Source organism: Rossellomorea vietnamensis (assembly GCF_008180615.1).
GTDB classification, from domain to species: Bacteria; Bacillota; Bacilli; order Bacillales; family Bacillaceae_B; genus Rossellomorea; species Rossellomorea vietnamensis_D.
Window position 1 is genome coordinate 49,786 of the sequence record NZ_VTEH01000020.1, and the last position, 22,132, is coordinate 71,917.

Annotated in this window: 21 protein-coding genes and 1 other annotated feature; of the genes, 4 read left to right on the plus strand and 17 right to left on the minus strand. The window is 43.2% G+C overall.

Annotated elements, in window-relative coordinates; translation table 11 throughout:
- Positions 1–63: 63 nt before the first annotated feature.
- Positions 64–336: a DUF1292 domain-containing protein gene (locus FZC79_RS19650; RefSeq protein ID WP_148948419.1), complete on the plus strand. Its 273-nt coding sequence runs from the start codon at positions 64–66 to the stop codon at positions 334–336.
- A 166-nt stretch (positions 337–502) separates the two neighbouring features.
- On the opposite strand, the gene FZC79_RS19655 is transcribed toward FZC79_RS19650, so the two are convergent.
- The 4 genes from FZC79_RS19655 to FZC79_RS19670 all read right to left on the minus strand — a co-directional run bounded on the left by FZC79_RS19655 (position 503) and on the right by FZC79_RS19670 (position 4,219).
- A complete protein-coding gene (locus tag FZC79_RS19655) occupies positions 503–919 on the minus strand; it encodes an NUDIX hydrolase (protein WP_148948420.1) in 417 nt (138 codons plus the stop codon).
- 18 nt (positions 920–937) lie between these two features.
- Positions 938–2,218: an MFS transporter gene (locus FZC79_RS19660; protein WP_148948421.1), complete on the minus strand. Its 1,281-nt coding sequence runs from the start codon at positions 2,216–2,218 to the stop codon at positions 938–940.
- A 12-nt stretch (positions 2,219–2,230) separates the two neighbouring features.
- Positions 2,231–2,839 (minus strand): TetR/AcrR family transcriptional regulator, encoded by a 609-nt coding sequence (locus tag FZC79_RS19665; RefSeq protein ID WP_148948422.1) that lies wholly within the window; start codon positions 2,837–2,839, stop codon positions 2,231–2,233.
- A gap of 150 nt (positions 2,840–2,989) precedes the next feature.
- Positions 2,990–4,219 carry a Bcr/CflA family efflux MFS transporter gene (locus FZC79_RS19670; protein WP_148948423.1) on the minus strand — a complete coding sequence of 410 codons (1,230 nt, stop codon included), beginning with the start codon at positions 4,217–4,219 and terminating at the stop codon, positions 2,990–2,992.
- 208 nt (positions 4,220–4,427) lie between these two features.
- Here FZC79_RS19670 and FZC79_RS19675 point away from each other — a divergent pair, with 208 nt between their 5' ends.
- Positions 4,428–5,141 (plus strand): hypothetical protein, encoded by a 714-nt coding sequence (locus tag FZC79_RS19675; protein WP_148948424.1) that lies wholly within the window; start codon positions 4,428–4,430, stop codon positions 5,139–5,141.
- A gap of 129 nt (positions 5,142–5,270) precedes the next feature.
- On the opposite strand, the gene queG is transcribed toward FZC79_RS19675, so the two are convergent.
- Positions 5,271–6,407, minus strand: a complete 1,137-nt coding sequence (gene queG, locus FZC79_RS19680; RefSeq protein ID WP_148948425.1) for a tRNA epoxyqueuosine(34) reductase QueG — start codon at positions 6,405–6,407, stop codon at positions 5,271–5,273.
- 142 nt (positions 6,408–6,549) lie between these two features.
- Between queG and FZC79_RS19685 the strand changes: the two genes are divergently transcribed.
- Positions 6,550–7,221 carry a B3/B4 domain-containing protein gene (locus tag FZC79_RS19685; RefSeq protein WP_148948426.1) on the plus strand — a complete coding sequence of 224 codons (672 nt, stop codon included), beginning with the start codon at positions 6,550–6,552 and terminating at the stop codon, positions 7,219–7,221.
- Between the two features lie 339 nt (positions 7,222–7,560).
- Here FZC79_RS19685 and FZC79_RS19690 read toward each other — a convergent pair whose 3' ends face one another.
- The gene (locus FZC79_RS19690) at positions 7,561–8,424 is read right to left on the minus strand and encodes a phosphotransferase family protein (RefSeq protein WP_148948427.1); all 864 of its coding nucleotides are present in this window, start codon (positions 8,422–8,424) and stop codon (positions 7,561–7,563) included.
- A 279-nt stretch (positions 8,425–8,703) separates the two neighbouring features.
- Positions 8,704–9,135: a hypothetical protein gene (locus FZC79_RS19695; RefSeq protein WP_187442903.1), complete on the minus strand. Its 432-nt coding sequence runs from the start codon at positions 9,133–9,135 to the stop codon at positions 8,704–8,706.
- Between the two features lie 277 nt (positions 9,136–9,412).
- On the opposite strand from FZC79_RS19695, the gene FZC79_RS19700 reads away from it, so the two are divergent.
- The gene (locus FZC79_RS19700; RefSeq protein ID WP_148948429.1) at positions 9,413–10,303 is read left to right on the plus strand and encodes a fructose bisphosphate aldolase; all 891 of its coding nucleotides are present in this window, start codon (positions 9,413–9,415) and stop codon (positions 10,301–10,303) included.
- A gap of 142 nt (positions 10,304–10,445) precedes the next feature.
- On the opposite strand, the gene FZC79_RS19705 is transcribed toward FZC79_RS19700, so the two are convergent.
- The 10 genes from FZC79_RS19705 to FZC79_RS19750 all read right to left on the minus strand — a co-directional run bounded on the left by FZC79_RS19705 (position 10,446) and on the right by FZC79_RS19750 (position 22,012).
- Positions 10,446–10,979, minus strand: a complete 534-nt coding sequence (locus tag FZC79_RS19705) for an HAD-IIIA family hydrolase (RefSeq protein ID WP_148948430.1) — start codon at positions 10,977–10,979, stop codon at positions 10,446–10,448.
- A 234-nt stretch (positions 10,980–11,213) separates the two neighbouring features.
- On the minus strand, positions 11,214–12,032 hold the full coding sequence (locus FZC79_RS19710; protein WP_148948431.1) for an SDR family NAD(P)-dependent oxidoreductase: 819 nt from the start codon (positions 12,030–12,032) through the stop codon (positions 11,214–11,216).
- A gap of 139 nt (positions 12,033–12,171) precedes the next feature.
- The gene (locus FZC79_RS19715; RefSeq protein WP_148948432.1) at positions 12,172–13,089 is read right to left on the minus strand and encodes an aminoglycoside phosphotransferase family protein; all 918 of its coding nucleotides are present in this window, start codon (positions 13,087–13,089) and stop codon (positions 12,172–12,174) included.
- Positions 13,090–13,423: 334 nt separating this feature from the next.
- On the minus strand, positions 13,424–13,882 hold the full coding sequence (locus tag FZC79_RS19720) for a GNAT family N-acetyltransferase (RefSeq protein WP_187442904.1): 459 nt from the start codon (positions 13,880–13,882) through the stop codon (positions 13,424–13,426).
- 433 nt (positions 13,883–14,315) lie between these two features.
- Positions 14,316–14,570: a binding site (T-box leader), on the minus strand.
- A 244-nt stretch (positions 14,571–14,814) separates the two neighbouring features.
- The gene (locus tag FZC79_RS19725; protein WP_148948434.1) at positions 14,815–15,783 is read right to left on the minus strand and encodes a sugar phosphate isomerase/epimerase family protein; all 969 of its coding nucleotides are present in this window, start codon (positions 15,781–15,783) and stop codon (positions 14,815–14,817) included.
- Positions 15,784–15,795: 12 nt separating this feature from the next.
- Positions 15,796–16,836 (minus strand): Gfo/Idh/MocA family protein, encoded by a 1,041-nt coding sequence (locus FZC79_RS19730; RefSeq protein WP_148948435.1) that lies wholly within the window; start codon positions 16,834–16,836, stop codon positions 15,796–15,798.
- Between the two features lie 17 nt (positions 16,837–16,853).
- A complete protein-coding gene (locus FZC79_RS19735) occupies positions 16,854–17,879 on the minus strand; it encodes a Gfo/Idh/MocA family protein (protein ID WP_148948436.1) in 1,026 nt (341 codons plus the stop codon).
- A gap of 18 nt (positions 17,880–17,897) precedes the next feature.
- Positions 17,898–18,623: a ThuA domain-containing protein gene (locus FZC79_RS19740; protein ID WP_148948437.1), complete on the minus strand. Its 726-nt coding sequence runs from the start codon at positions 18,621–18,623 to the stop codon at positions 17,898–17,900.
- Positions 18,624–18,641: 18 nt separating this feature from the next.
- Positions 18,642–20,219 carry a response regulator transcription factor gene (locus FZC79_RS19745; protein ID WP_148948438.1) on the minus strand — a complete coding sequence of 526 codons (1,578 nt, stop codon included), beginning with the start codon at positions 20,217–20,219 and terminating at the stop codon, positions 18,642–18,644.
- Positions 20,216–22,012: a sensor histidine kinase gene (locus FZC79_RS19750; RefSeq protein WP_148948439.1), complete on the minus strand. Its 1,797-nt coding sequence runs from the start codon at positions 22,010–22,012 to the stop codon at positions 20,216–20,218. The genes FZC79_RS19745 and FZC79_RS19750 overlap by 4 nt, the downstream gene beginning before the upstream one ends.
- Between the last annotated feature and the right edge of the window lie 120 nt (positions 22,013–22,132).

Below are 22,132 nucleotides of genomic sequence, written 5' to 3' on the forward strand. Positions count from 1 at the left end.
ACATGAACCATGTAGTGCAAGGAAATGATAGTCACGACTACTTTTTAAAATGGGGGATGTTTTATGCACGATGTGTATAGGGATATGGTTACGGTTGAAGATGAAAACGGACAGCGTGAAGACTATACAGTAGAAGCTTTATTTGAAATGAAAGGCCGCTCTTACGCGATGCTCAAATCGGCTCATTCCAATCACACAATTGTCATGAAGGTGGAGGAAGAAGGAGACGATCAATATCTCGTCAGCATCAAAAATGAGGAGGATGTTGATTCTATTCTGGATGCGTACCAAGTGGCTGTGACAGAAACGGAAGATTTGGAAGTGGACAGGCACTAAACAGAAAGTACCGTAAATTCTGCTCCAGGTGTGAGGCATCCTTTGGACCAAGGTACTAAGGATGCCGCACCACTTTCGCTTTAATCCAGCCTGACCTTTTAAGGCCATTTTGAATTCAAAGTCCTAAGTCATTTACGACTCATTAGCACCGGCCTTTCTGTTAGAACTAACTCTTCCCCTGATAGGTATAACTCAGCTCCCCATTCAAAAGGCCTTGCACTCCACCGCGATGATAAGGCATCCTCTCATCTGCCGTTTCAATATCAACCCACTGGATTTCCTCTATTTCTTCTTGATCCAGAATTGAAACCTCACCCTCTAACACTCTTGTTTTAAAAGTAAAAAACAGGGGATGAACCTCTTTTTTCAAGAAGAAAGCTTCATTCACAGCAAGAAGTTCTTCCACTTCCACTGTTAGATTGGTTTCTTCCTTCACCTCGCGGATCACTGCCTCTTCAAGGGTTTCCCCTGTTTCAACAGCACCTCCCGGAAGCGTCCACACTGAACCGGCATTCTTGACCATGAGCACCCTTTTTTCGAGCTCATCAAAAATCAGAGCATACACAACATCTTCTCTTTTCATAAGCAACACTCCTTCCTATTAAGATGATACGGCTTCTTTTGTGTCAGGCTCACTCTCGGCTTCTTTTATTTGAAGTTTTTTCATGATAACAGCATAGAGGGACGTGCCGAAGAGCCCCAATGAAAGCAGCAGGATTCCCATGGATACGGGCGGAATCCATTCCCCTGCTATGATTAAAAGCGAGGCGACAATGGTGGCTCCGTAAAAAGTCATGCTGTAGCACGCCATGTAGGTGCTTCTTGCATGAGAAGGAGCAAGATCCCCTATCATGGCCTGCTTTATGGGAACATACATCAGTTCCCCGATTGTGCCGATAAACATCGCGATGAACAAGAACATTATGTTATTGGTAAAAGCAAAGGTGCTGTAGCAAACGCAAAAGATAAACATACCAGTCACAAGTGTCCAGCGGTCTTTCCATTTCTTCGTCAAAACTAATACGAAAGCCGACAGGAGGACGACCAGCAAAGTACTTTCCGTCCGCAGAAAACCAAGCATTTTTGTTCCATCGAACATGAAGTCAAACCTGAGCAAGGATACGGATTGTTCAGGGATATCCCTTTCCAGCCGGATTCCCACGTAGTTCGTCAGTGACTCCTCTAAAGACAGAATTAGTACTGCTCCAATAATATAAAACAAGAACAGTTTATCTTTCACCACAGCGGCATAATCCCGAAACATTGAAGCAGGGGCAGTCTTTTTCGCAGGTTCTGATGATGAGGAAGGTGTGTAGGTCTCTGAGATGAAGAAAACGGTGACAAGGACGGAAAGCAGGGAAATCGCCGACACTCCTATGAATAGTTGAAATAGATAGTCTTTAAAAAGGAACGCTCCGAAAATCCCTCCTATTGCGGACGCCAAGTTGCCCAGCCAATAACTGATTGTGAACACTAGCTTTCTCGAGCCTGTGTCAGTGACATCGATAATCATGGCCTGTGCAGCAGGCTGAAACAACCCTCCGCAGAACATGTTGATGATGAACAATCCAGCTGATACATAAGGAAGATCAAACCATGGAGAGTTGCACAGAGAGATCAACAGGTAGGAAAGTAAAACTCCCATTTCGGCATAAATCATGATTTTCCTGCGCCCGATCTTATCAGAGATATGTCCTCCGATAAAACCGCCGGCAACTCCGCAGATGACGATCAAAACAAGGAGGATTCCTGTTACCGCGGCACCAATCTTTTCAGCAAAATAAATCGCCAGAAAGGGAATCACCGCCATGGAGACGAGTCCCCCTAAAAATTGCATAATCAAACGCAGTCTAATATTGGGATGAATATCTTTCAGTCTCACTCCGTTTCCTCCTCATCCTTTCGTCACTGGGCCGAATAAACGCAGCGCCTGGATAGTCAGGCTATTCCATATAGAGTGAGTGGACTCATCGGTGAATGTCAGTCTCATACCATTGAGGATGGATAAATACGATTCGGCAATCAGCGAAGGAGACTCTTCATAAAAAACGCCCTCTCTCTGGCCTTCTTCAATGACAGGAATCACACTGCCTACAAAGTCATTGACAAAAGACGCCAATTCCTCAAACAGCACGGGAAATCGTTCTGGGCTTCCCAGTACCTGTTGAATTAATCGCAGGAATTCGCTTCTTTCAGAAAATAAATTGATATGACATTGAATCATCTCCTTGATTTTTTCCAAGGGGCTTCCCTTAAATTGATCATTCACCTCTAAAAAATATGGTTTGATTTCTTCGAGCGGCTCCAAGATGGCTGCTTCATACAGCGCTTGTTTGGTCTCAAAATAGGTAAAGACCGTCCCGAAGCTGACTCCCGCCTCTTTAGCCACGGCTGCGATGGTTGTTTCTGCAAAGCCATTTTCACTGAATTGCTTGACGGCTGCTTTTAAGATACTGCTTCGTTTCAATTTCTTCTTTTCGCTCATCAGTTGAGTTTCAGGCATAGATAAAACTCCTTATAAAAAATGATTGATTGATCAATCAAAATATATCACAATGTGAATAAATTGTAAATATTTCCTTTCTAAAACTGTAAAAAAAGCCAGCCACCTATCTCTTTACAAGATAAGCAGCCAGCTCTTAATTAACAATGATCAATTTCGTTTTGTACTAAGGTGCAGTCCTGAAACCCGCTTCTCTCCAGTAAAGGTGAAGAATGCGACGGCACCTAGGGCGGAGGTGATAAAAAGAGTCGCTCCCATCGGAACTGCAGTCGACTCATTGATGCCTACAAGCGGGGATACAATCGATCCCACAACAAGAGGAAGCATTCCTAAGACGGCACTGGCGCTTCCTGCGCGGTGGCCCTGATGTTCCATCGCCAGAGTGAAGGTGCTTGTCAGAACCATACCCATCGATGTCATATAAATGAAGATTGGAATAACGATTGCAGCCAGCGGGCCTTCAATAATTGTCATGACGAGCAGGAAAGAAGTCGCACTGACAGCGATGATGACCGCTGCTCTTAGCAACTTTCTTTCCGGGATAATGCCGCCCAGCCTGCCAATGAGGAAACTGCCTGTTATAATCGCCAGGCCGTTAATCCCAAAGAGAATGCTGAATACCTGTGGAGATACCCCGTAGATTCCCTGGTACACAAACGGCGTTCCTGCAACATAGGCAAAACTTCCTCCATGAATCAATCCGATGGTCAGCACGTATCCGATAAAGGACCGGTCCACAAGCAAGCTGCCCATTGTCCTGACAGTACTTCCAAGAGTACTCGGAATCCGCTTTTCGGGCGGAAGAGTTTCCTTCAGCTTCAGGGCGATGACTCCTACAATCACAAATCCAAGAAATCCAAGAAAATAAAATATGGTATTCCATGTTGAAAAAGGAAGAAGCAGTATAGCTCCGCCCGTTATCGGGGCAATCATCGGTGCAGTCGCATTGATGACCATCAGCAGAGCGAAGAATTTCGTTAACTCTCTTCCGCTGAACACATCCCGTACAACGGCACGTGAAAGCACTACTCCTGCCGACGCAGTGAAGCCCTGCAGAAAACGAGCAATAATAAGAACTGTGATACTAGGTGCGACAGCACAAAGAATCGAAGCCAGGGCAAACAAAAAGATAAAGAGCAGCAATGGGCTCCTTCGCCCTTTTGCATCACTGATCGGGCCTACCACAATCTGACCGGCTGCAAGTCCGATCAGACAGCTTGTCAAACTGAGCTGGACCTGTGACGCCGTTGTCCCAAGGTCACTGGCTATGCCAGGAAAACTCGGCAAGTACATATCGATATTCAGCGGGCCGAGCACACCCAGCATTCCCAGTAGAAAAGCCAGGGCTATCCGTTCCTTGCCTGTTGGTTGTTGTATCATGCTTGTTAAACTTCCTTCCTTTAATACACTTTCAAAGTATAAAACTCTTATACTTAAATTTCCAATAAGTTCAATTGATTCTAGCAAAAACCTATTCATAGGACAATCAATTTGTCTTTATATATATGATTAACTTTGTTCTGGTCCTTTCGTGTGCTTGTTTCCACGCAATTGCGCTTGGGAATAGGGAATACAAGGAGGTTGAAGAATGATTATACTTAGCTTTTTTCTTATCGTATTATTTGTGGGTGTCCACTTTTTTGTTAAGTACTTTACCAGTTTGATGGAGCAGCCTCGGAAACCGCTTCTTTCCATTTCCAGCGGAGCATCCATCGCATATGTGACCGTGCACTTATTCCCTGAATTTCAAAAGTTCCAAAAGGAATTCAACCTGTCATGGGACATACCGGAGAGATTTCACGACTATAGCTTGTACCTGATTGCCACCATCGGCTTCCTTGCCTTTTACTCTATCAACCATTTCGTCAAACGTGGCAATCAAAATGGGGAAAATCCTAGTTTTCTCATATTCAGCATCCATATCGGAGCATTTGTCATTTACAATTCCTTTATTGGGTATTATCTTATCAAAGGGGTGAAGCAGGAGCCGAAGCACTTGGTCATTTTTTCAGCAGCCTTCTTATTGCATCTCATGGTCAACGATGTCGGCTTACGGCTCGATCATAAAAAACGCTATGACCCGGAAGGTTCGACGGTTCTAGCCCTATCTCTCGTCGGAGGCTGGTTGTTAGGATGTTTCGTCACCCTCCCCACACCTGTCTTTGCCCTCTGGTTCAGCTGGCTTGCAGGCGGAATCCTTCTCAATACAATAAAAGAAGAACTGCCTAGTGAACGCAAGAGCAGGCTTCTTCCGTTTGTTCTCGGAATCGTTTTGGCTTCAGCGTTATTTGTCCTCTTATAGCAAACTTTTTTTAGAAATCCGGTAGAATAGGATGTTATCTTCCAGTAGTCATATTAAATAGCAGCAAAGTTAAGAGGACCCTATAGCAGACAACCAAAAACGGACCAGGCTTTTGCAGCAGGTCCGTTTTCAAGTAGCCGACAGCATCTCCAGCCCCTTATAAATTTCAGAAATCACTTCTTCATCCTTCTCTTTTTCAAGAAGCCTTTGCAGAGCTTCTTCCGCTTCCTTGCCGCCTATCTTCCCTGCTGCCCAGGCAGCTGTGCCTCTGATGACAGGTCTTACATCGTTCTCCATCACAGAGATCAGTTCAGATATCGCAGCTTCATCTTTATAATGAGCCAGGGCAATGATGGCATTCCGTTGAATCGGCTTCTTCCCTCTCCATGAACCGGATACGTGCCCATACTTCTCTTTAAAATCCCTGTTGCTTATCGTCAGCAAAGGTTTCAGCAGCGGCTTGGCGATTTCAGGATCCGGTTCCATTTCCCAATGGTTATGGAAGTCCTTCCCTTTGTTTTCAGGACAAACTGTCTGGCACGTATCACAGCCATACAGCCTGTTGCCAAGTTTGGTTCGAAATTCATCAGGCAGAAACCCTTTCGTCTGGGTCAGGAAGGCAATGCATCGCTGGGCATTGAGCTGTCCGCCTTCGATAAGTGCACCCGTCGGACAAACATCCACACACTTATTGCATGTACCGCAATTCTCTTCGATCGGCTCATCAGGAGCAAAAGGCAAATTAGTGATCATTTCACCAAGGTAGACATAAGAGCCAAACTCCGGTGTGATAATGGCGCAATTTTTTCCGCTCCAGCCAATTCCCGCACGTTCGGCAACAGCCCGGTCGACAAGTTCACCGGTATCCACCATGGATTTGAACTGAGCTTGAGGAACCTTAGAACGGATATAGTCTTCAAGCTTCGCCAAGCGGTCTCTTAGCACGGCATGGTAGTCTGTGCCCCAAGAGGCTCTGCAAAAAATGCCCCTGCGCTCTCCTCTCTTGCTTTGAGGAGCATCTTTCATCCGTGAAGGATAGGCAAGAGCAATTGCGATGATAGATTTCGGTCCGTCGAAAATCAATGAGGGATCGACTCGTTTTTCGATATCTTTTTCCTCAAACCCTGACTGATAACCAAGCATCTCCTGGCGCAGCAGGCGGTTCTTCATTTCCGAAAAAGTATCCGCTGTCGTAAACCCGATCTTATCAATACCGATTTCCTTGCTGTATTCAATGATATCCTGCTTCAGCCCATCAAAATCCATTGCTCTCTCCTCCTTTCTATTTAGTTTAGCTTACATATATGGTTTGATTATTTATTATAAATGTACATGACGAATTCGCTTATATGAAATATGACCGTGTACTATGATAAACTATTTTAAAATAAATGTGGAGGGAAAATAAGTGGAAATTACGATAAGCCCTGCAATTACAGAGAAAATAGATGGATTTAAAATTGGATTTATTCAATATAAGGATATCGAAGTCGGAGCTTCCCCGCAAATGCTGAAAGGAAGGCTTCAACTCTTTCAAGAATCCATCTTCTTCGACCTGCAGCAAAAAGGCGTCACCGAGATAGACGGCGTCGCCCAATGGAGAAAGATTTTCAAGACTGCCGGAAAAGATCCCAACCGCTACCGGCATTCGGCTGAGGCATTATTTCGCCGTATTCAAAAGCAGAACTACCTGCAGACAATCAATTCGGCCATCGATCTCAACAACTTCTTTTCTCTTCAATACGAAGTACCGATCGGCATCTATAACCTTGATAATCTGCAAGGGGAAAACATTGAATTAAGACTTGGAGAACCAGGTGAAACCTACATTGGCCTGAATGGCCGGGAAAACTCCCTTGAAAACCTGATTGTAGCAAGCGACAACAGCGGTCCCTTCGGCAGCCCGTTTGTTGACTCCTCCCGGGCTCCCGTTGAAGAGGAAACAAAGAACGCAGTACAAATTATTTTCCTCAAGCCTTCCCTCTCAGTCGAGGAAAGCGAAAAGCTGACAAAATCGCTGATGGATATGTTTGTTTCGATTCATGGTGGAGAAGGAACTTTTACTGTGGATGAGAATTAATAGAAAAAGCAGAGATCATATGCGGTCTCTGCTTTATGAATTACCATCTTTTCGCTAAAAATAATTGCTGCTGTAAATGCATTGGATTTCCGCTCCAGCCGTGCGACTCCGCGGGGCGGGCGGTGAGCCTCCTCGGCTTTGCCTGCGGGGTCTCACCTGTCCCGCTAGTCCCGCAGGAGATCACACAACTTCCACTCCAATCCCTTTACGTAAAGGGGTTGAGGTGAAAAAACATTACTACCAACAAACCTTTAGAAGTGAACCATTTTATATAATCGTTTTCAAAGGTGACATATGGTTCTTAACCTTACATTCTGGTATCAATTCTCTCAGACTATTTTATAACACCCAGTTATTCAACCTCGCTAAATTCTCTTCCAGAAATACAGCATTTTTTTCAATACCTCTGCGTTTACACCAGCCGATACTATTGAACGCATCAGCAAATCGGTAGAAAGGCAGTACACTTTCTAGATCAATCAATGGCCTGATGCTGGTATATCCCTCTTTATATGCCTTATACAAGTGATCATCCTCACTTAAAAAATCGCGGTGCAGTTTAGTAAAATCCACTTCTGTAGAACCAAATCTTACACTTTCAAAATCAATAATTCCTGAAACTTCATCATTATTGACTATAATATTTGCCGGACGAAAGTCCATGTGAACAAAGCTTGGTCCGTCTGGAGCAGGGAGCTGCTTTTTCATCTCTTCAAATTTCTCAATGGACTTTCGATATAATTCTTCATCTACTATGCCCTTTACATCTTGGGCAAAACTATAGAATTGTTCTTCGATAAATTGAGACCAGTTCGAAAACTCATTTTTTATGCCCTCTAACTCTTCATCTGCGGGTGGACTGACAGAGTGCATTTCTGCATGAAGAACCCCAACCTGATATGCAACTGATGGTGAAACCCTGGATGTCAGCGGCTTTCCCTTTAATTCAGATAGCAGGAATGCACCGGCACACTCCTCATCACCCCTCCAAAAGTCCAGCAATTCCGGAATGGCTACTCTTCCGTTTAATATCTTATAGGCTTCTAATTCCCGCTGAAACTTAACCTTGGAAAAAGGCATCTTCAAATAAACGTTTTCACCATTGGTTAAAGTACACCTATAAACAGTTGAACTAAAGGAGTCTTCAACCTCATTGGTTGATAGTACCTGTATCCCGAACTGTTGAATGATAGAATTTAACATCAAGCTTTACCCCTTTTATTCGTCTCATTTAAAAACTCACCGTTGAATTATTCTTTCTATTTCTAATTGATCCATTGGAGCATTTCCTCACTAGCCTCCCGATAGAGGAACAAAGAAAGCTGATTTCCATTTACCATATTAACTAAATATAACAACAGCGATAACCCTGCTAGTTAAGAGAATTAAATACTTTTTTGGAACTACTAGATGATTTTCTCTATTGCGTCACAACTAACTTATTAAGCAAAAAGTTTATTCTTGAATTACCATATTAATGTATCAGATGTCATTCACAGAATGATGTATAGTCACAATTGGTTCATAATTACTCAAAACTTCAAGGAGATTCACTGAATCAACAAAAACATAATCAGTTATTTCAGCTCCAAAACCTGGTCCTGCGCCCTTACTCAAATACCATTTTTCAAATTCAGAGTTTTCCATTGTGTATAACGGCCATAATTCCTTTCGACCATACTGCCCGGGATTTCTTGAATCTACATATTTAAGGTTATTTATCTCAGAACGATGACATTCATCAGAAAATCTTAGGGAAAGAACTCCTTCATTAAATGTGAAGCAAACATATTTATCTAAGAGTTTTTTATCTTTAATAATTTGATATATAATTTTGACTTTGGGGAATATGTATTCAAGCTTTTCAAATTCTAACACTTCCCCAATTTCCTCACTTGGACGCCAGTAATGCATAGTGCTTCGACTCTTCATCAAATCCCACCTTACATAATCAGTGATTCATCTATTTTATAGTTAGTCTACCTTATAATGGATTTCCAAGATAGACAAAAAGCTGCCCCTTGAGCACTTGAAACACTATATACAGATTACGTCATTACTCTTATAGATTTTTTGAGATAATGCTCTATCTCCTTTCGATTCATTTAATATATGTTAACTCCTTATAAAAATGGGGAACTAGTATAGAGGAAGGTTTATCAGAGAAGTAAATGAAAAAGGAGTGGAATTTATGAATCAAAATCAATTGGATCGTATGAAGAATGGAAAAGGATTTATTGCCGCGCTGGACCAGAGCGGCGGCAGCACACCAAAAGCACTGGAAGCTTATGGCGTTATGGGAGATGCGTATTCGAATGAAGATGAGATGTTTGAACAGGTGCACACGATGCGCACAAGAATCATCACATCTCCTGCATTCAGTTCAGAGCATATCCTTGGAGTCATTTTATTCGAGCAGACGATGGACAGCAAAGTAGAGGGGCAATATACAGCGGATTATCTGGCTGACCAAAACATTGTTCCCTTCTTAAAAGTGGATAAAGGACTAGCTCAAACAGAAAACGGCGTCCAGCTCATGAAGCCGAATCCAGATTTAGACGAGACCCTTCGCCGTGCGAATGAACGCAACATTTTTGGCACCAAAATGCGTTCAGTCGTCCATGAACCGAATCAAGAAGGAATCAAAGCTGTCGTGGACCAGCAATTCGAAGTCGGCAATAAAATCATCGCAGCAGATTTAGTTCCTATCATTGAACCGGAAGTTAATATCAACAGTGAGAAAAAGGAAGAATGTGAAGAAATTCTGCAGAAGGAGATCCTGCAGCAGCTGAATGATCTGTCTGAAGACGAAAATGTAATGCTGAAGCTCACCATTCCGACAAAGGCCAATGCCTACAAGGAATTGGTCGAGCATCCGCGCGTAGTAAGGGTCGTGGCCCTTTCCGGCGGATACTCTCGTGATGAAGCAAACGAGAAATTGAAAAAAAACGACGGAATGATTGCAAGCTTCTCCCGTGCACTTGCAGAAGAGTTGAGATTCAATCAAACCTCCCAGGATTTCGACGAAGCTATGAAGAGTGCCATTGAATCGATTTATGATGCATCTGTTAATAAAAAATAGAATGGTTTTGCCCCCTGCTTCCGTTTGAGGTTGGGGGTTTTTTTTAATAGATAGCTGAATGTCTACTGCTTTGCCTCCTGCTTGTTATATATAAAATTAGACTATGTAATGTAGAGAAGGTTCTCTCCTGCTAAATAAAGAATTATTCCTCACTTTTACTTATGACCCATTTAACAGCTTCTAAAAGGTTTTCAGCAACATAGTCTGGTTCAATTGCTGCCCATTTATCCCTGTGTTGATTTAGAGAACTATATCCCCACCCTGTAAGAACTAATATTTTTGTCGCTCCCACAGAATGAGCTGCCAACATATCAGTTGAACCAACGTCACCAATAAATACAGTTTTGGTTAAGTCTATATTATATTTTTCAGATGCCGCCAAAAGCATTCCCGGTTTTGGTTTATGACAATTGCAGGTATCAACTGAACCATGAGGACAAATAAAGGCATCATCAAAATCATATGATTGAAATTCCTTGTAAAAATCTTCGAGAGTTGCTTCACCTCTGCTAATTCTATGTTGATTAGTACAAGCAAAAATTTTAATATTATTTTCCTTTAAAATTTGTAGTGCAGCTCTACTGAAGGAATATGGGGAGAAATCCTTCGGGTGGATAAAGTGTCCATTACCACCGATAGTTCCATCACGGTCAACAAAAACTGCTTCAATGTTCATTAGTATCCTGTTCCTCCTTTTATAATTCTTCCCAGCATAACTAAACTGCTACAGAAATAGTTAAACAGCCTGCTTTCATCTCCCAAAATCCCTGGCACGGAGAATTTTTATCTTGTTTGTCACGATACATTGGTACCACTCCCATTCCAGAATAGTCTTCTGCTCGAAGAAAGACGAATCAATGATAACAAATTCATTGAACTTAAAGCTGCCTTCTGAGGTACAGGAAGCAAGTTATCCTTCAAACGGCAAAGGCTGAGATCCATCTTCATCCGTAAAGCCATACTTCCTTGCCAATTCAGCGACCATAACTGCTTCACCAGAAATACTAGATATCTGGGAATCTGATGCTAATGCTGCAACAGCGCGACCTACATAAGCGGTGGTTTCCGTTGTGCCATCTTCCGGCCCATAACCTGAATCAATAACTCTTTCTGTACGCATCCAACCTGGACAGACAGCAACCGCTGAAACGTTAAACTCCTTCAGTTCTTTTGCCATCCCCATTGTCATTCGATTAATGGCATTCATGGCTAAATCGTAATATAAATTGCCTGCCACTCTATCTTTCATAAAGAAAGTGACATTTACAATCAACCCATTACGGTGCTGTGCCATCAGCGGTGCAGCATAACGAGTAGTCAGCAGGTAAGCCTGCGGCCCGGCAACCATCATAGCATCCCAATGCTCCAGTGGGCGCTGCCAGAAAAGCCGTCCTTCTCCTGGGGGCAGCGAACTTTCAGAACCTCCAAATACACTATTGACGAGAATATCAATCCGTCCGTGTTCCCTTTCAATTTGATCAAACAGGTTTCTCACCTCTTCGTCATTTGTATGGTCACACCGTATTGCGATGCCTTTGCCGCCCCGTGAAGTAACGCCGGCAGCGGTTTCCTCAATCGTTTCTGGTCGATTATCGGTTGTCGCTCCCTTTACACTCCGACCTGTCACATATACTGTTGCTCCTGCCCTGCCCAACTCGAGAGCAATTCCCCTGCCTGCTCCACGTGATGCACCTGTCACAACAGCAATCTTTCCTTGCAATAGTTCCATTTATACTCCTCCACATCCACCCCTAAAAGGGTCACTACATTTAACAATATTCAACACAAATAGGCACTAATCCTTTAGGATAGGTGCCATGAGTAAATAAACTGTGTTGTAAGGGATAAGCCTTTGTATAAAATCTCTTTCAAAAGAAATTTTTTTCAAACCACTTAGGTTTTAACCTGCTGAAATAATCATGATCATCTAAGTACAGGTATACTCTATCTAACATCTCATCCATATTGTTTGGAATCGTTCTTAAAGTCCATACTACAGTAGAGAAAACGCACATTGCCATGTAAAGTGAGTACAACCTCCAAAACTCTTCATCAGGTTCGCTATTATTAAAATAACCTCTGATCTGGCCTATTGAAAAAGGAATGCTTACTCCTCGTGTGAAAATTCCTATCTTTAGAAATTCATGAATAGGATCTCCCCAATCATATCTGTTAAAATCTATAACTCCAGCAAGCTTTTTATTATTTACAATGATATTGCCTAAATGAAAGTCATCGTGCTGAAATAAGTTCGGACGTTGTTTCATCAGGTGGATATTCTCATCAATAAAGTTCATTATTTTTCGGTCATTCTTAACCTTTATCTCACACTCTAAGTAAGCATCGATATATTTCCTATGCTTTTCAACTTTCCTGTAATACCAGGAAGGAACTTGCTCAGGAGCAGGAAATTCATGCATTTTTCTTAATTCTTTGCCCGCCTCGATACCAATATTAAATTGCTCCTCATCTGAGTATAATGGAATTTCATCCTCAGCATCCTTACCCTCTATGTATGAAGTGAGCATAAACCCCCGGTTTCCTGCTTCACCTATTGAAATCGGTTGTGAACAAGTAACATTATATTCCTGCATCCTTTCGAGAATCGAGTTTTCTGATTTCTTGAATTCCAACTCTTCTAAATCAAACATCCGAAGCAGCAGCTTATTATTACCCTCTTGCATATGTATTAAATATTTTTCATCTGAGGAAAATCCTTTTTTAATTTCAATAACATCTTTAACATTATTTAGGAAAGGAATTTCTTTTATAATTGATTTCCCCACACCAACATCCCACTAAAGTTCGAATATCCATAGCCCACTCTATTCGTAATTCACAATCCTAATCTCTAAGTAATTATTATACACAGTCTTTATCAGCGAACAACCGGTCTTTCACACGACTAATCCGCTCTATCATATGCCCGATATTTTTATCTCCAGAAACCTGCTTCCTTATTGTTTAAACTGCCAATTCATTTGAAAAAAGGCGGCTGCCTGTTCAACAGACGCCCCAATAAATAAAAGAAGTTCCATAGACGTAAACTATCGCCGTTTGCGGAAGAAGGGTATTTGGCAACTCATCCTCACTTTTTCCTGAAAAGGCATTTTTCGAAAGTTACTCCCTAACTTTTAAAAGTAAAATAGTTTCTCTTTCCTCTAACAATACGCCTGTGTTTACGAATCCAAGTGATTCATAGAATCTAAGCGCAGAATAATTATCCGGCTCTGTTGAAAGGCTGATGTAATGACAGTCATCACTTTCTTTGAACATATCTATGACTTGCTGCATCGCCTCTTTTCCGTATCCTTTTCTTTGATAAGATATGTCTATCATAAACCTGGGAATCCAATACTTCCTCTCTTCACTCTCTTTGGGATCATATTCCGTCATCACAAAACCTATAACTTCCTCATCCAAATGTATGGCGTACGGTGTGAAATTGGAATTCACCTTCGACTCTGCAATAGAGTAAACATTAGGAGCGATCCGGTCCACTTGATCATCCGCTAACTTTAGGTCCAAACATTTATACATATTTTCCACAGTTAATTCCTGAATTGATAATTGTGCCATAACCATTCTCCTCTAGATAAAATTTATTAATATTCACCCAAAAATATATATACTGTACCTTAACATGGTTATTTAAGAGATGCTTCTTTAGTTTAATTAATTTCAACGACTCGGGCTGATTCATTTGTACGTAATTATGAAAGGGTCTTTTTCTAAAAGATTGTTGCATTAGAATGCTATTTAAATATACTCTTCATTTATATAGGGGGATTGGAGCGGAAGTCGTGCGACCTCCTGCGGGACTAGCGGGACAGGTGAGACCCCACAGGCGAAGCCGAGGAGGCTCACCGCCCGCCCCGCGGAGTCGTGCGGCTGGAGCGGAAATCTTTACTTTTCTACAGCCACACCCCTTGTAAAAAGAGCATTTGAACTCTTAAAATCTATTTTTTTCCTTTTCTTTAAATAAAAAAAATCCCACCCCCAAGACAAATGTCTTGGGGACGAGATTATGATCGCGGTGCCACCCCAGTTTTATTAATATGTCGCCATATTAACCTTAACAGGTACGCTTATATAACATCAGTTTATACCCTTCCTCTATAACGGGAGTACCCGTCACACTATCCCTTAGTAAGTTCCAATGTGATGCTCCGAGGCTTGCTTCAGTAAAAAAATCCTTGCTCCTTTTCACCAACCGGAGCTCTCTGACAAAGATTTCATTACCTACTCTTCTCTTCATCGCAGTTAATATTACCTAATATTATCCAACATTCAATTAACTATGTAAATAGCCTTTGAAAATTATTACGTAACACTTATAATTTTTTATTTTTCTCAAAAATATAGTGACGATTCCTAATAACGCAAGTCACTAAATCTCGTTTCCTATTCAACTGCCCCTTTAACAGAACACCAAACAAAAAAAGCACCAACCCAAAAAGAGCTGGCACCCTATCTTTCATATTTACTCAGAAACTAATTTCAATAATATCCTAAACCCACCACATCTCAGAAGGCTGCTCTTCAATCAAAATAGATTTCAGGTTTTTCACTCCCCGTGCAAAGCCTTCTTCAATGGACATGATCGGGTCTTCGTGTTCGATGCTGACGACGTAATCATAGCCGAAGGTCCTTAATGCACTCATCATATCAGACCATTCCTGCAGGCTGTGGCCGCAGCCGACGGAGCGGAAGGACCATGCTCTTGTCTGGATATTGCCGTATGGCTGCATGTCTGTCAGTCCATACATATTGACGTTGTCCTGGTCGATATACGTGTCCTTTGCATGGAAATGGTGAATGGCTCCCGCTTTTCCAAGGATTTTGATGGCTGCGACCGGATCGATGCCCTGCCACCAAAGATGGCTTGGGTCAAGATTTGCCCCGATGGCGTCACAGGTTTCTTCACGCAGCTTCAGCATTGTGTAAGGGGTATGGACCAGGAATCCACCGTGTAATTCGAGGCCGATTTTTACATTATTCTCTTGAGCTAATTTCCCCATCTCTTTCCAATAAGGAATCAGTTTTTCTTCCCACTGCCACTTCAGGATATCGCCATATTCGTTCGGCCATGGAGAGACCGGCCAGTTTGGATGCTTGGCCCCTTCGTGATCTCCTGCTGTTCCTGAAAAGCAGTTAACGACTGGAACATTCATCAGCCCGGCAAGACGGATGGTCTTTTGAAGGGCGGCGTGAGATTCCTCCGCAAAAGCTTTTTCAGGGGAAATCGGATTTCCATGACAGCTGAATGCACTGATTTCCAAGCCTCTTGAAGTTACTTTTTCAAGATACTCAGCGCGTTTTTCTTCACTTTTCAAAAGCGTGTCAAGGTCGCAATGTGCATTCCCTGGATATCCCCCAGTGCCGATTTCGACTGCATGCAGCCCCGCTTCTTTTACATAATCCAGCATTTCTTCGAAGTTCTTTTGCGAAAATAAGACAGTAAATACTCCCAGTTTCATATGTGCTTCCTCCTACTGCAGTCGGATGCTTCCACCCTTTTCACTGCTTTGGTATATGGCTTCAATGATTTTTGATACTTTCATGGCTTCACTCGGTTTGACAACAAGTTCCTCGAGTCCCAGGCAGCTCCTGATAAAATTCTCCGCCTGAGGGATGCCGGGATCTTCTTCGCCCGGCACCCAGTCCGCGTTACTGCTGAGCAGCATGCCATGCTTCATTTGGTTTACATGAAGGGGAAACAGATCAAGTCCGCCCGTCAGTCCAGAAATGCTCATCACTTCTTCGTCCCTCTTTACATTTGCACTCCATGAAGTTTCAAACAGCATAGAGGCGCCGTTATCAAATTTGATGTAGGCTGTCACATGGTCATCCACTTCAAAGCTTTCGCGGTCAAAGTCTCCCCACATGTTCACTTCATCGGCAATTTTGCTGAGCTTGTTATAGGTGGTCCCGGTAACTTCTACAGGAGTTGGATTGCCAAGCAGCCATAGAGAGAGATCAAGGAAATGGCAGCCGTAATCGATCAGGCTCCCTCCTCCTTGAAGCTCCTTATTGGTGAATACACCCCAGCCGGGAACTTTTCTGCGGCGGATAGCCCTCGCCCTTGCGACAATCGGCTCTCCTATTTCATTCTGGTCAATCAGTCTTTTGGCCGCCTGGCTTTCTTTCATGAAGCGGTAGTGGTAGGCGATGCTCAAGACTTTTCCGGACTTCTCCGCCGCATCGATCATCGCCTGGCATTCTTCGGGAGTCATCGCCATCGGTTTTTCACAGAAGACGTGAACTCCAGCATTTAAAGCGGCGATGCTAATTTCTGCATGAAACTTATTTGGTGTGCAGATTGTGACCGCATCTATATGAGGAAACATGTAATGATAGTCACTGAATACTTGCGGGATACCGAATTGTTCAGCAGCCTCTTCCGCGCGCTGTGTATTGATGTCACTGACGGCTTCGACAGTAACTATATCCTGAAGTTTTTGATAAGCAGGGATGTGGCGTGACTGAGCAATCCCGCCGACACCGATCATCCCCATTCGAAGTTTTGTCATAGCTGTATACACCTCAATCAGATTTTTACGATTCTTTTGGTTTCATTCGATTCCAGGGCAGCAAGAACCACCTGTAGAGACTTCATGCCTTCTTCCCCTGTTACAGCCGGTTCTGTATTCTCTACGATAGATTTTACAAACTGCTCAATGACGCGGGAACTTTTTTGGCCGCCTTCTTCATTGGTCTGAATACCGCCAAGCTCATATCTTACGACTTCTCCATTGACATATTGGACGACGAGCGAATGGACTGGATCATCTTCCAGACGCAGGATGGCCTTCTCTCCATAGATAATCGTTGAGTTATCTTCTTTTGAAACATAGGACCAGCTTGCTGCAAGGGTCCCGATGATCCCGCTTTCTGTTTTCAAGACACAAACAGCTGTATCATCCACATCGGCATTTTCCTTTGAACTGGTTTCAATGAAGGAGCCAACTTCGGAAAACTCTTCGCCAAGAATGTAGCGAAGCAGATCTGTTTTATGTACTCCGAGATCTCCCATGGCACCGATGAATGCTTCATCCTTCTTGAAGAACCAGCTGTCCTTGCCATCTGCGCTCCATCCTTCTGGACCGCCATGGCCGAAAGCAGAACGGAAGCTGTAAATTTTACCGATCTCACCGTTTTCAATCAGCTTTTTCGCCTTTTCGTGTGAAGGAACAAAACGCTGATTATGCGCGATCATCAGCTTCTTGCCGGCCGCTTCTGCTGCACCGATCATCTCTTCTGCTTCTGCAGTCGATGTAGCCATTGGTTTTTCACAGAGGACATGCTTCCCTGCTTTCAGTGCAGCCACCGAGATTGGGGCATGAAGGTAGTTTGGTGTGCAGACGCTGACAGCATCCACTTCCTCATTGGCCAGCAGTTCTTCATACTCTGTATAGGCCCGCGCTCCGTACTTTTCAGCGACCTCTTCTGCTCTTTCTTTGACAATATCGCATACAGCCGTGATCTCCACTAGTTCACTATTTGCATATTCAGGCAGGTGGCGGTGCTGAGCTATGCTTCCGCAGCCAATTACCGCAATTTTAATTTTGTTCATTTCATTTCCTCCTCAGCTTTAGTTTGTGCCTTTGATCGTTTCAAGCGGCTGCGCATTTCCATAGACAGGTCTTTCACGCTTCACTGGCGCAGCCCAGTTAACAGCATTGACAATGACCTTTTGAACTTCTTTATTGTAGTAGGTAGGGTATGTTTCATGGCCTGGGCGGAAATAGAATACCTTGCCGTTGCCGCGCCTGTAGGTGCATCCGCTGCGAAACACTTCTCCGCCTTCGAACCAGCTGACCATCACGAGCTCATCAGGGGCCGGGATATCGAAGTGCTCACCGTACATTTCCTCTCTTTCAAGCTCAATGTATTCTCCGAGGCCTTCAGCGATCGGATGGCTTGGATCGACCATCCAGATGCGCTCCTTCTCATTGGCTTCCCTCCACTTAAGATCACAGGAAGTACCCATCAAGGTTTTAAAAATCTTTGAAAAATGTCCGGAGTGGAGTACAATCAGGCCCATCCCGTCCAATACCCGCTGCTTTACTTTCTCCACTACTTCATCGGAGACTTCTTCATGGGCGATATGTCCCCACCAAAGCAGGACATCTGTGTTTGCCAGGACTTCTTCTGTCAAACCGTGCTGGTCTTCATCGAGAGTCGCAGTTTTAACAGTGAACGGCTCCTCTCCCAAAAATGAGGCGATGGCTCCGTGGATGCCTTCCGGATAAAGATCGCGGACGGTCTGGTTTTTCTGTTCATGTCTGTTTTCATTCCATACTGTAACGTTAATCATTGCTGGTACCTCCAAAGTTTATATTTTTCCAGAAAGAGACTGCCTGAATTCATTAGGCGTGACTCCTTCTTGTTTTTTAAACACCTTGCTGAAGTATTTTTCATTCTGATAGCCGACTCCATAAGCCACTTCATAGATTTTCAGATGAGGATTTTCAAGCAGTTTCTTGGCTCTGTCCATTCTAATACTCGTCAAGTAGTCCGTGATGGTTGCCTTATAATCCTGCTTGAATTTTCTGGAGATGTACTCCCTGCTGAGATAGAAGCGGTCCGCAATCTCCTGAAGCGTGATGTCCTCCTGGTAATGCTGCAGCAAATACTCTTCAATTTGCTGCATACTGTTCTTTTCTGTCTGGTATTTTGCCTGAGACAGAAGCTCCACAAGTTCCTTGAATTCTCCCGCTTTCTCCCTTTTGAACTTCTCAGGAGCAAAACTGCCGTCTTCACTCCAATAATCCCTTCCATTATAAAATGGGCCCTCACTGTCAATCTCGTATTCTTTCAGCCAGTTATTTCTCAGTAAATTGAACTGAGTCTCCCATGCTGAAATTTGCTGCAGCGAAAAAGTATGCTCTTTTTCCAGAGAGGTAAATAGAGTCTTGAGCTGCGCATCAACTTGTTCCATACTGCCTGAGCGCAATGCCCACTTCAGCTCATTTGAATGATCCAGGAGATGAAGAAGGGGGCTGCTTGTCATTTCTTCCAGGGTCGCCATTTTTTTTGAAGATGCAAGGTCATGGTTCTGTAACACCCGATGAGCGGTATCATAGGCCTTTTTAAGGTCCACCGTTGCTTTGCCGGCTGCCAGAAGGGGATGAACCTTGCTGTATTGATAGATGGCCCTCACAATATCATTAAAGATAAGAGTACCGTTCTGTTCGTTCCATATGATGATCACTAATTCTTCTTCATTGTCGAGGTTCCGGAAACAAACCCCCTCATTGGTTTTCCTTACTATTTCGTTGGCAATGTTGCTCACAGTGAAAAATGCCAGTTCCCGGTCTCCCAGGAAGGCTGTCTTCACTAGCTGCTGGATCGGTATCAGGGCTATTTTCTTCTGTTTATTGGCGATCGAGAGACCGAACTCTTTTCTGATTTTATAATCTTCGGCTGCCGAAACTTCTTGTGACTGGCACAGCTTGGAGAAGAAACGGTCCCAATAAAGAGGCTTTACTTCATTCAAAACTTGATTTTCTTCCACTTGTGTTTTCCTTGAAAGTGCTTGAACCTTCCACTCTCTCACCGCTTTTCCCAAGGTCTCATTCAATACTTCCGGTTCAATCGGCTTCAAGATGTAGTCAAAGCTTTTATAATAGAGGGCATTCCTCATATACTGAAAATCATCGTGGCCGCTGACAACAATGGTTTTACTATTGATTTCAGCTGAATACAGCCATTTCAAAAGACTGATACCATCCCTTCGAGGCATCCTCATGTCTGTAAAAATGATTTCAGGGCGGTGTTCCTTGATCAGCTCGATAGCTTCCGCTCCATCTTCCGCTTCCAAAATGGTATGTATTCCGTGGGTGTCCCACTGTGCCAGCAGGATCAACCCTTCCCTGACATGCTTTTCATCATCCACGATAAGTGCTTTCATGAGTGTTCACCCTCCATCTCAGCCGGCAGCTTCATGCTGACCATAAAACCCCCGCCTTCTATATTCTGAAAGTCCAGGCTTGCCTCACTATCATAGTAAAGCTTCAATCTCATATACACATTCTTCAAGCCTATGCTTGTCTCCCCGCCAGTCTTGTTTTTGGCACTGGTCTGAAAGTGGGCACGAATCTCTTGCAGTCTTTCTTCAGTAACCCCTGCCCCATTATCCTGGATTTCGATCACCAGGTATTCTTGTTCTCTACTACACTTCAACTTTAGTATCCCGGTTCCCTCCCTGATATCGAAACCATGTTTGAAATAGTTTTCAATAACAGGCTGAAGCAGCATTTTAGGTACTTTTGTTTCCCAGATGCTTTCATCTACCTCGACCGAATAATGGAGGTGTTCGCCAAATCTCTCTTTTTGCAGGAGAAGGTAGGCGTTTGTGTAATTGATTTCTTTCCTCAGTGTCACGATGTCTTCTTCCATATTCATCCCGTACCTCATGATTTTAGAAAGATGTGTAAGCAGCGTATAAATTTGAGGAACTTTATTTTTTAAGGCGATCGTGCCTATGGACTGAAGAGCATTATATAAAAAGTGCGGGTTGATTTGGGATTGCAGCACCTTCAACTGGTTTGTCTTATTTTCCAGTTCCAGCTTGTATTCTCTGTTAATCAGATGATTGACCCTGGTGATCATCTCCTGGAAGCGAGACCCCAGCATCCCAATTTCATCCGTGCCAAAAGACTGAGATTCTATCTTCATGTCTCCCTCTTCGACTTTTTGGATATTATGAAGCAGCACTCTGATCGGTGAGGTAATTTTAAAAGAAACGAACAGGACTGACAGGATCACAAGAGTCAGGCCGATGACGCCGAACATGATATTGATTTTAGCCACACTAAAAGCGCTTTCGTAAAGATGAGCGTAAGACACCCTTTTGACTAGAATCCAACCCCCGGCAGACGGAGAAAGCCTGTCATACATCATTACCCCGCTGAAAGAGTCTTCCTTCCACTCAAGAGTGCCGGAGGTTTCTTTTCCTTCCACAATCTCCGGTATCCATTCCTGGCTCTTCTGATTGCGTGAGATATCGCTGTTTGAACTGTATATCAGCTCTCCCTCCGACGTCAGGAGATAGAATTCCTCAGTATCGGCATTATATAGATTCCTGCTGAGATTCACGATTTTTTCAGGGGCAATATCCAGGGAAATATACCCCAGTACTTCATCATCTGGAACATTGGTGAAGGCACGGTGGATCGTCACGATATTTTTAGAGCTTTTGACGCTGTTCTCCTGCTGGGTGTTTGCAGATTCAATATACATATTGTAGGGGCTGAGCCTGGCATTCATGAAAGCTTCTTCCCTGGAATCATTCTTTCTGTTTGAAAAGACCACAGTAGAATGTTTGGTTGCCGAAACCACCCTGTCGTTTTCTGCAAAAGAAATACGGACACCTCTGATTGTGTCTTCTGTATAAAGAATTGTTTGCACGACATTTTTGACAATTCCTATCGTCAGGTAATTGCTTTCATTTCCTGGTGACCTCATATAATTAATGAAATCTGGATTATTGTAGAGTGAAATGGTCAGCCCGTTCAATTCATTGACGTAGCTTTCCAAATTAATTTTCCCCTGATAAAGAAGGTTGCTGCTTTCCTCGACTACCTCTTTTTCTATAGAATTTTTGGTATAAAAATATGTAATGATGATGGAGCTTCCAAAGGGAATGATCGTCGTCAGCATCAGCAGGACAATCAGTTTATTCCGGATACTGTTCTTGAGCATAAGGGTTGTCCTCCAAGTCTTTCTTATACACTAGTATAGAATGTATAACCGATTTCATGGAAGCGTTTTTTCAGGGGAGTTCTGCCAATAGAAATAGAAAGCATGCCATATACAAGACAT

Coding starts and splice junctions, on each gene's coding strand:
- FZC79_RS19690 (WP_148948427.1), bottom strand. CDS start 8,424: ATGTTAAATTCTATCATTCAACAGTTCGGGATACAGGTACTATCAACC.
- FZC79_RS19650 (WP_148948419.1), top strand. CDS start 64: ATGCACGATGTGTATAGGGATATGGTTACGGTTGAAGATGAAAACGGA.
- queG (WP_148948425.1), bottom strand. CDS start 6,407: ATGGATTTTGATGGGCTGAAGCAGGATATCATTGAATACAGCAAGGAA.
- FZC79_RS19720 (WP_187442904.1), bottom strand. CDS start 13,882: ATGGCACAATTATCAATTCAGGAATTAACTGTGGAAAATATGTATAAA.
- FZC79_RS19665 (WP_148948422.1), bottom strand. CDS start 2,839: ATGCCTGAAACTCAACTGATGAGCGAAAAGAAGAAATTGAAACGAAGC.
- FZC79_RS19700 (WP_148948429.1), top strand. CDS start 9,413: ATGAATCAAAATCAATTGGATCGTATGAAGAATGGAAAAGGATTTATT.
- FZC79_RS19750 (WP_148948439.1), bottom strand. CDS start 22,012: ATGCTCAAGAACAGTATCCGGAATAAACTGATTGTCCTGCTGATGCTG.
- FZC79_RS19705 (WP_148948430.1), bottom strand. CDS start 10,979: ATGAACATTGAAGCAGTTTTTGTTGACCGTGATGGAACTATCGGTGGT.
- FZC79_RS19695 (WP_187442903.1), bottom strand. CDS start 9,135: ATGCATTACTGGCGTCCAAGTGAGGAAATTGGGGAAGTGTTAGAATTT.
- FZC79_RS19655 (WP_148948420.1), bottom strand. CDS start 919: ATGAAAAGAGAAGATGTTGTGTATGCTCTGATTTTTGATGAGCTCGAA.
- FZC79_RS19730 (WP_148948435.1), bottom strand. CDS start 16,836: ATGACAAAACTTCGAATGGGGATGATCGGTGTCGGCGGGATTGCTCAG.
- FZC79_RS19745 (WP_148948438.1), bottom strand. CDS start 20,219: ATGAAAGCACTTATCGTGGATGATGAAAAGCATGTCAGGGAAGGGTTG.
- FZC79_RS19740 (WP_148948437.1), bottom strand. CDS start 18,623: ATGATTAACGTTACAGTATGGAATGAAAACAGACATGAACAGAAAAAC.
- FZC79_RS19725 (WP_148948434.1), bottom strand. CDS start 15,783: ATGAAACTGGGAGTATTTACTGTCTTATTTTCGCAAAAGAACTTCGAA.
- FZC79_RS19710 (WP_148948431.1), bottom strand. CDS start 12,032: ATGGAACTATTGCAAGGAAAGATTGCTGTTGTGACAGGTGCATCACGT.
- FZC79_RS19670 (WP_148948423.1), bottom strand. CDS start 4,219: ATGATACAACAACCAACAGGCAAGGAACGGATAGCCCTGGCTTTTCTA.
- FZC79_RS19675 (WP_148948424.1), top strand. CDS start 4,428: ATGATTATACTTAGCTTTTTTCTTATCGTATTATTTGTGGGTGTCCAC.
- FZC79_RS19735 (WP_148948436.1), bottom strand. CDS start 17,879: ATGAACAAAATTAAAATTGCGGTAATTGGCTGCGGAAGCATAGCTCAG.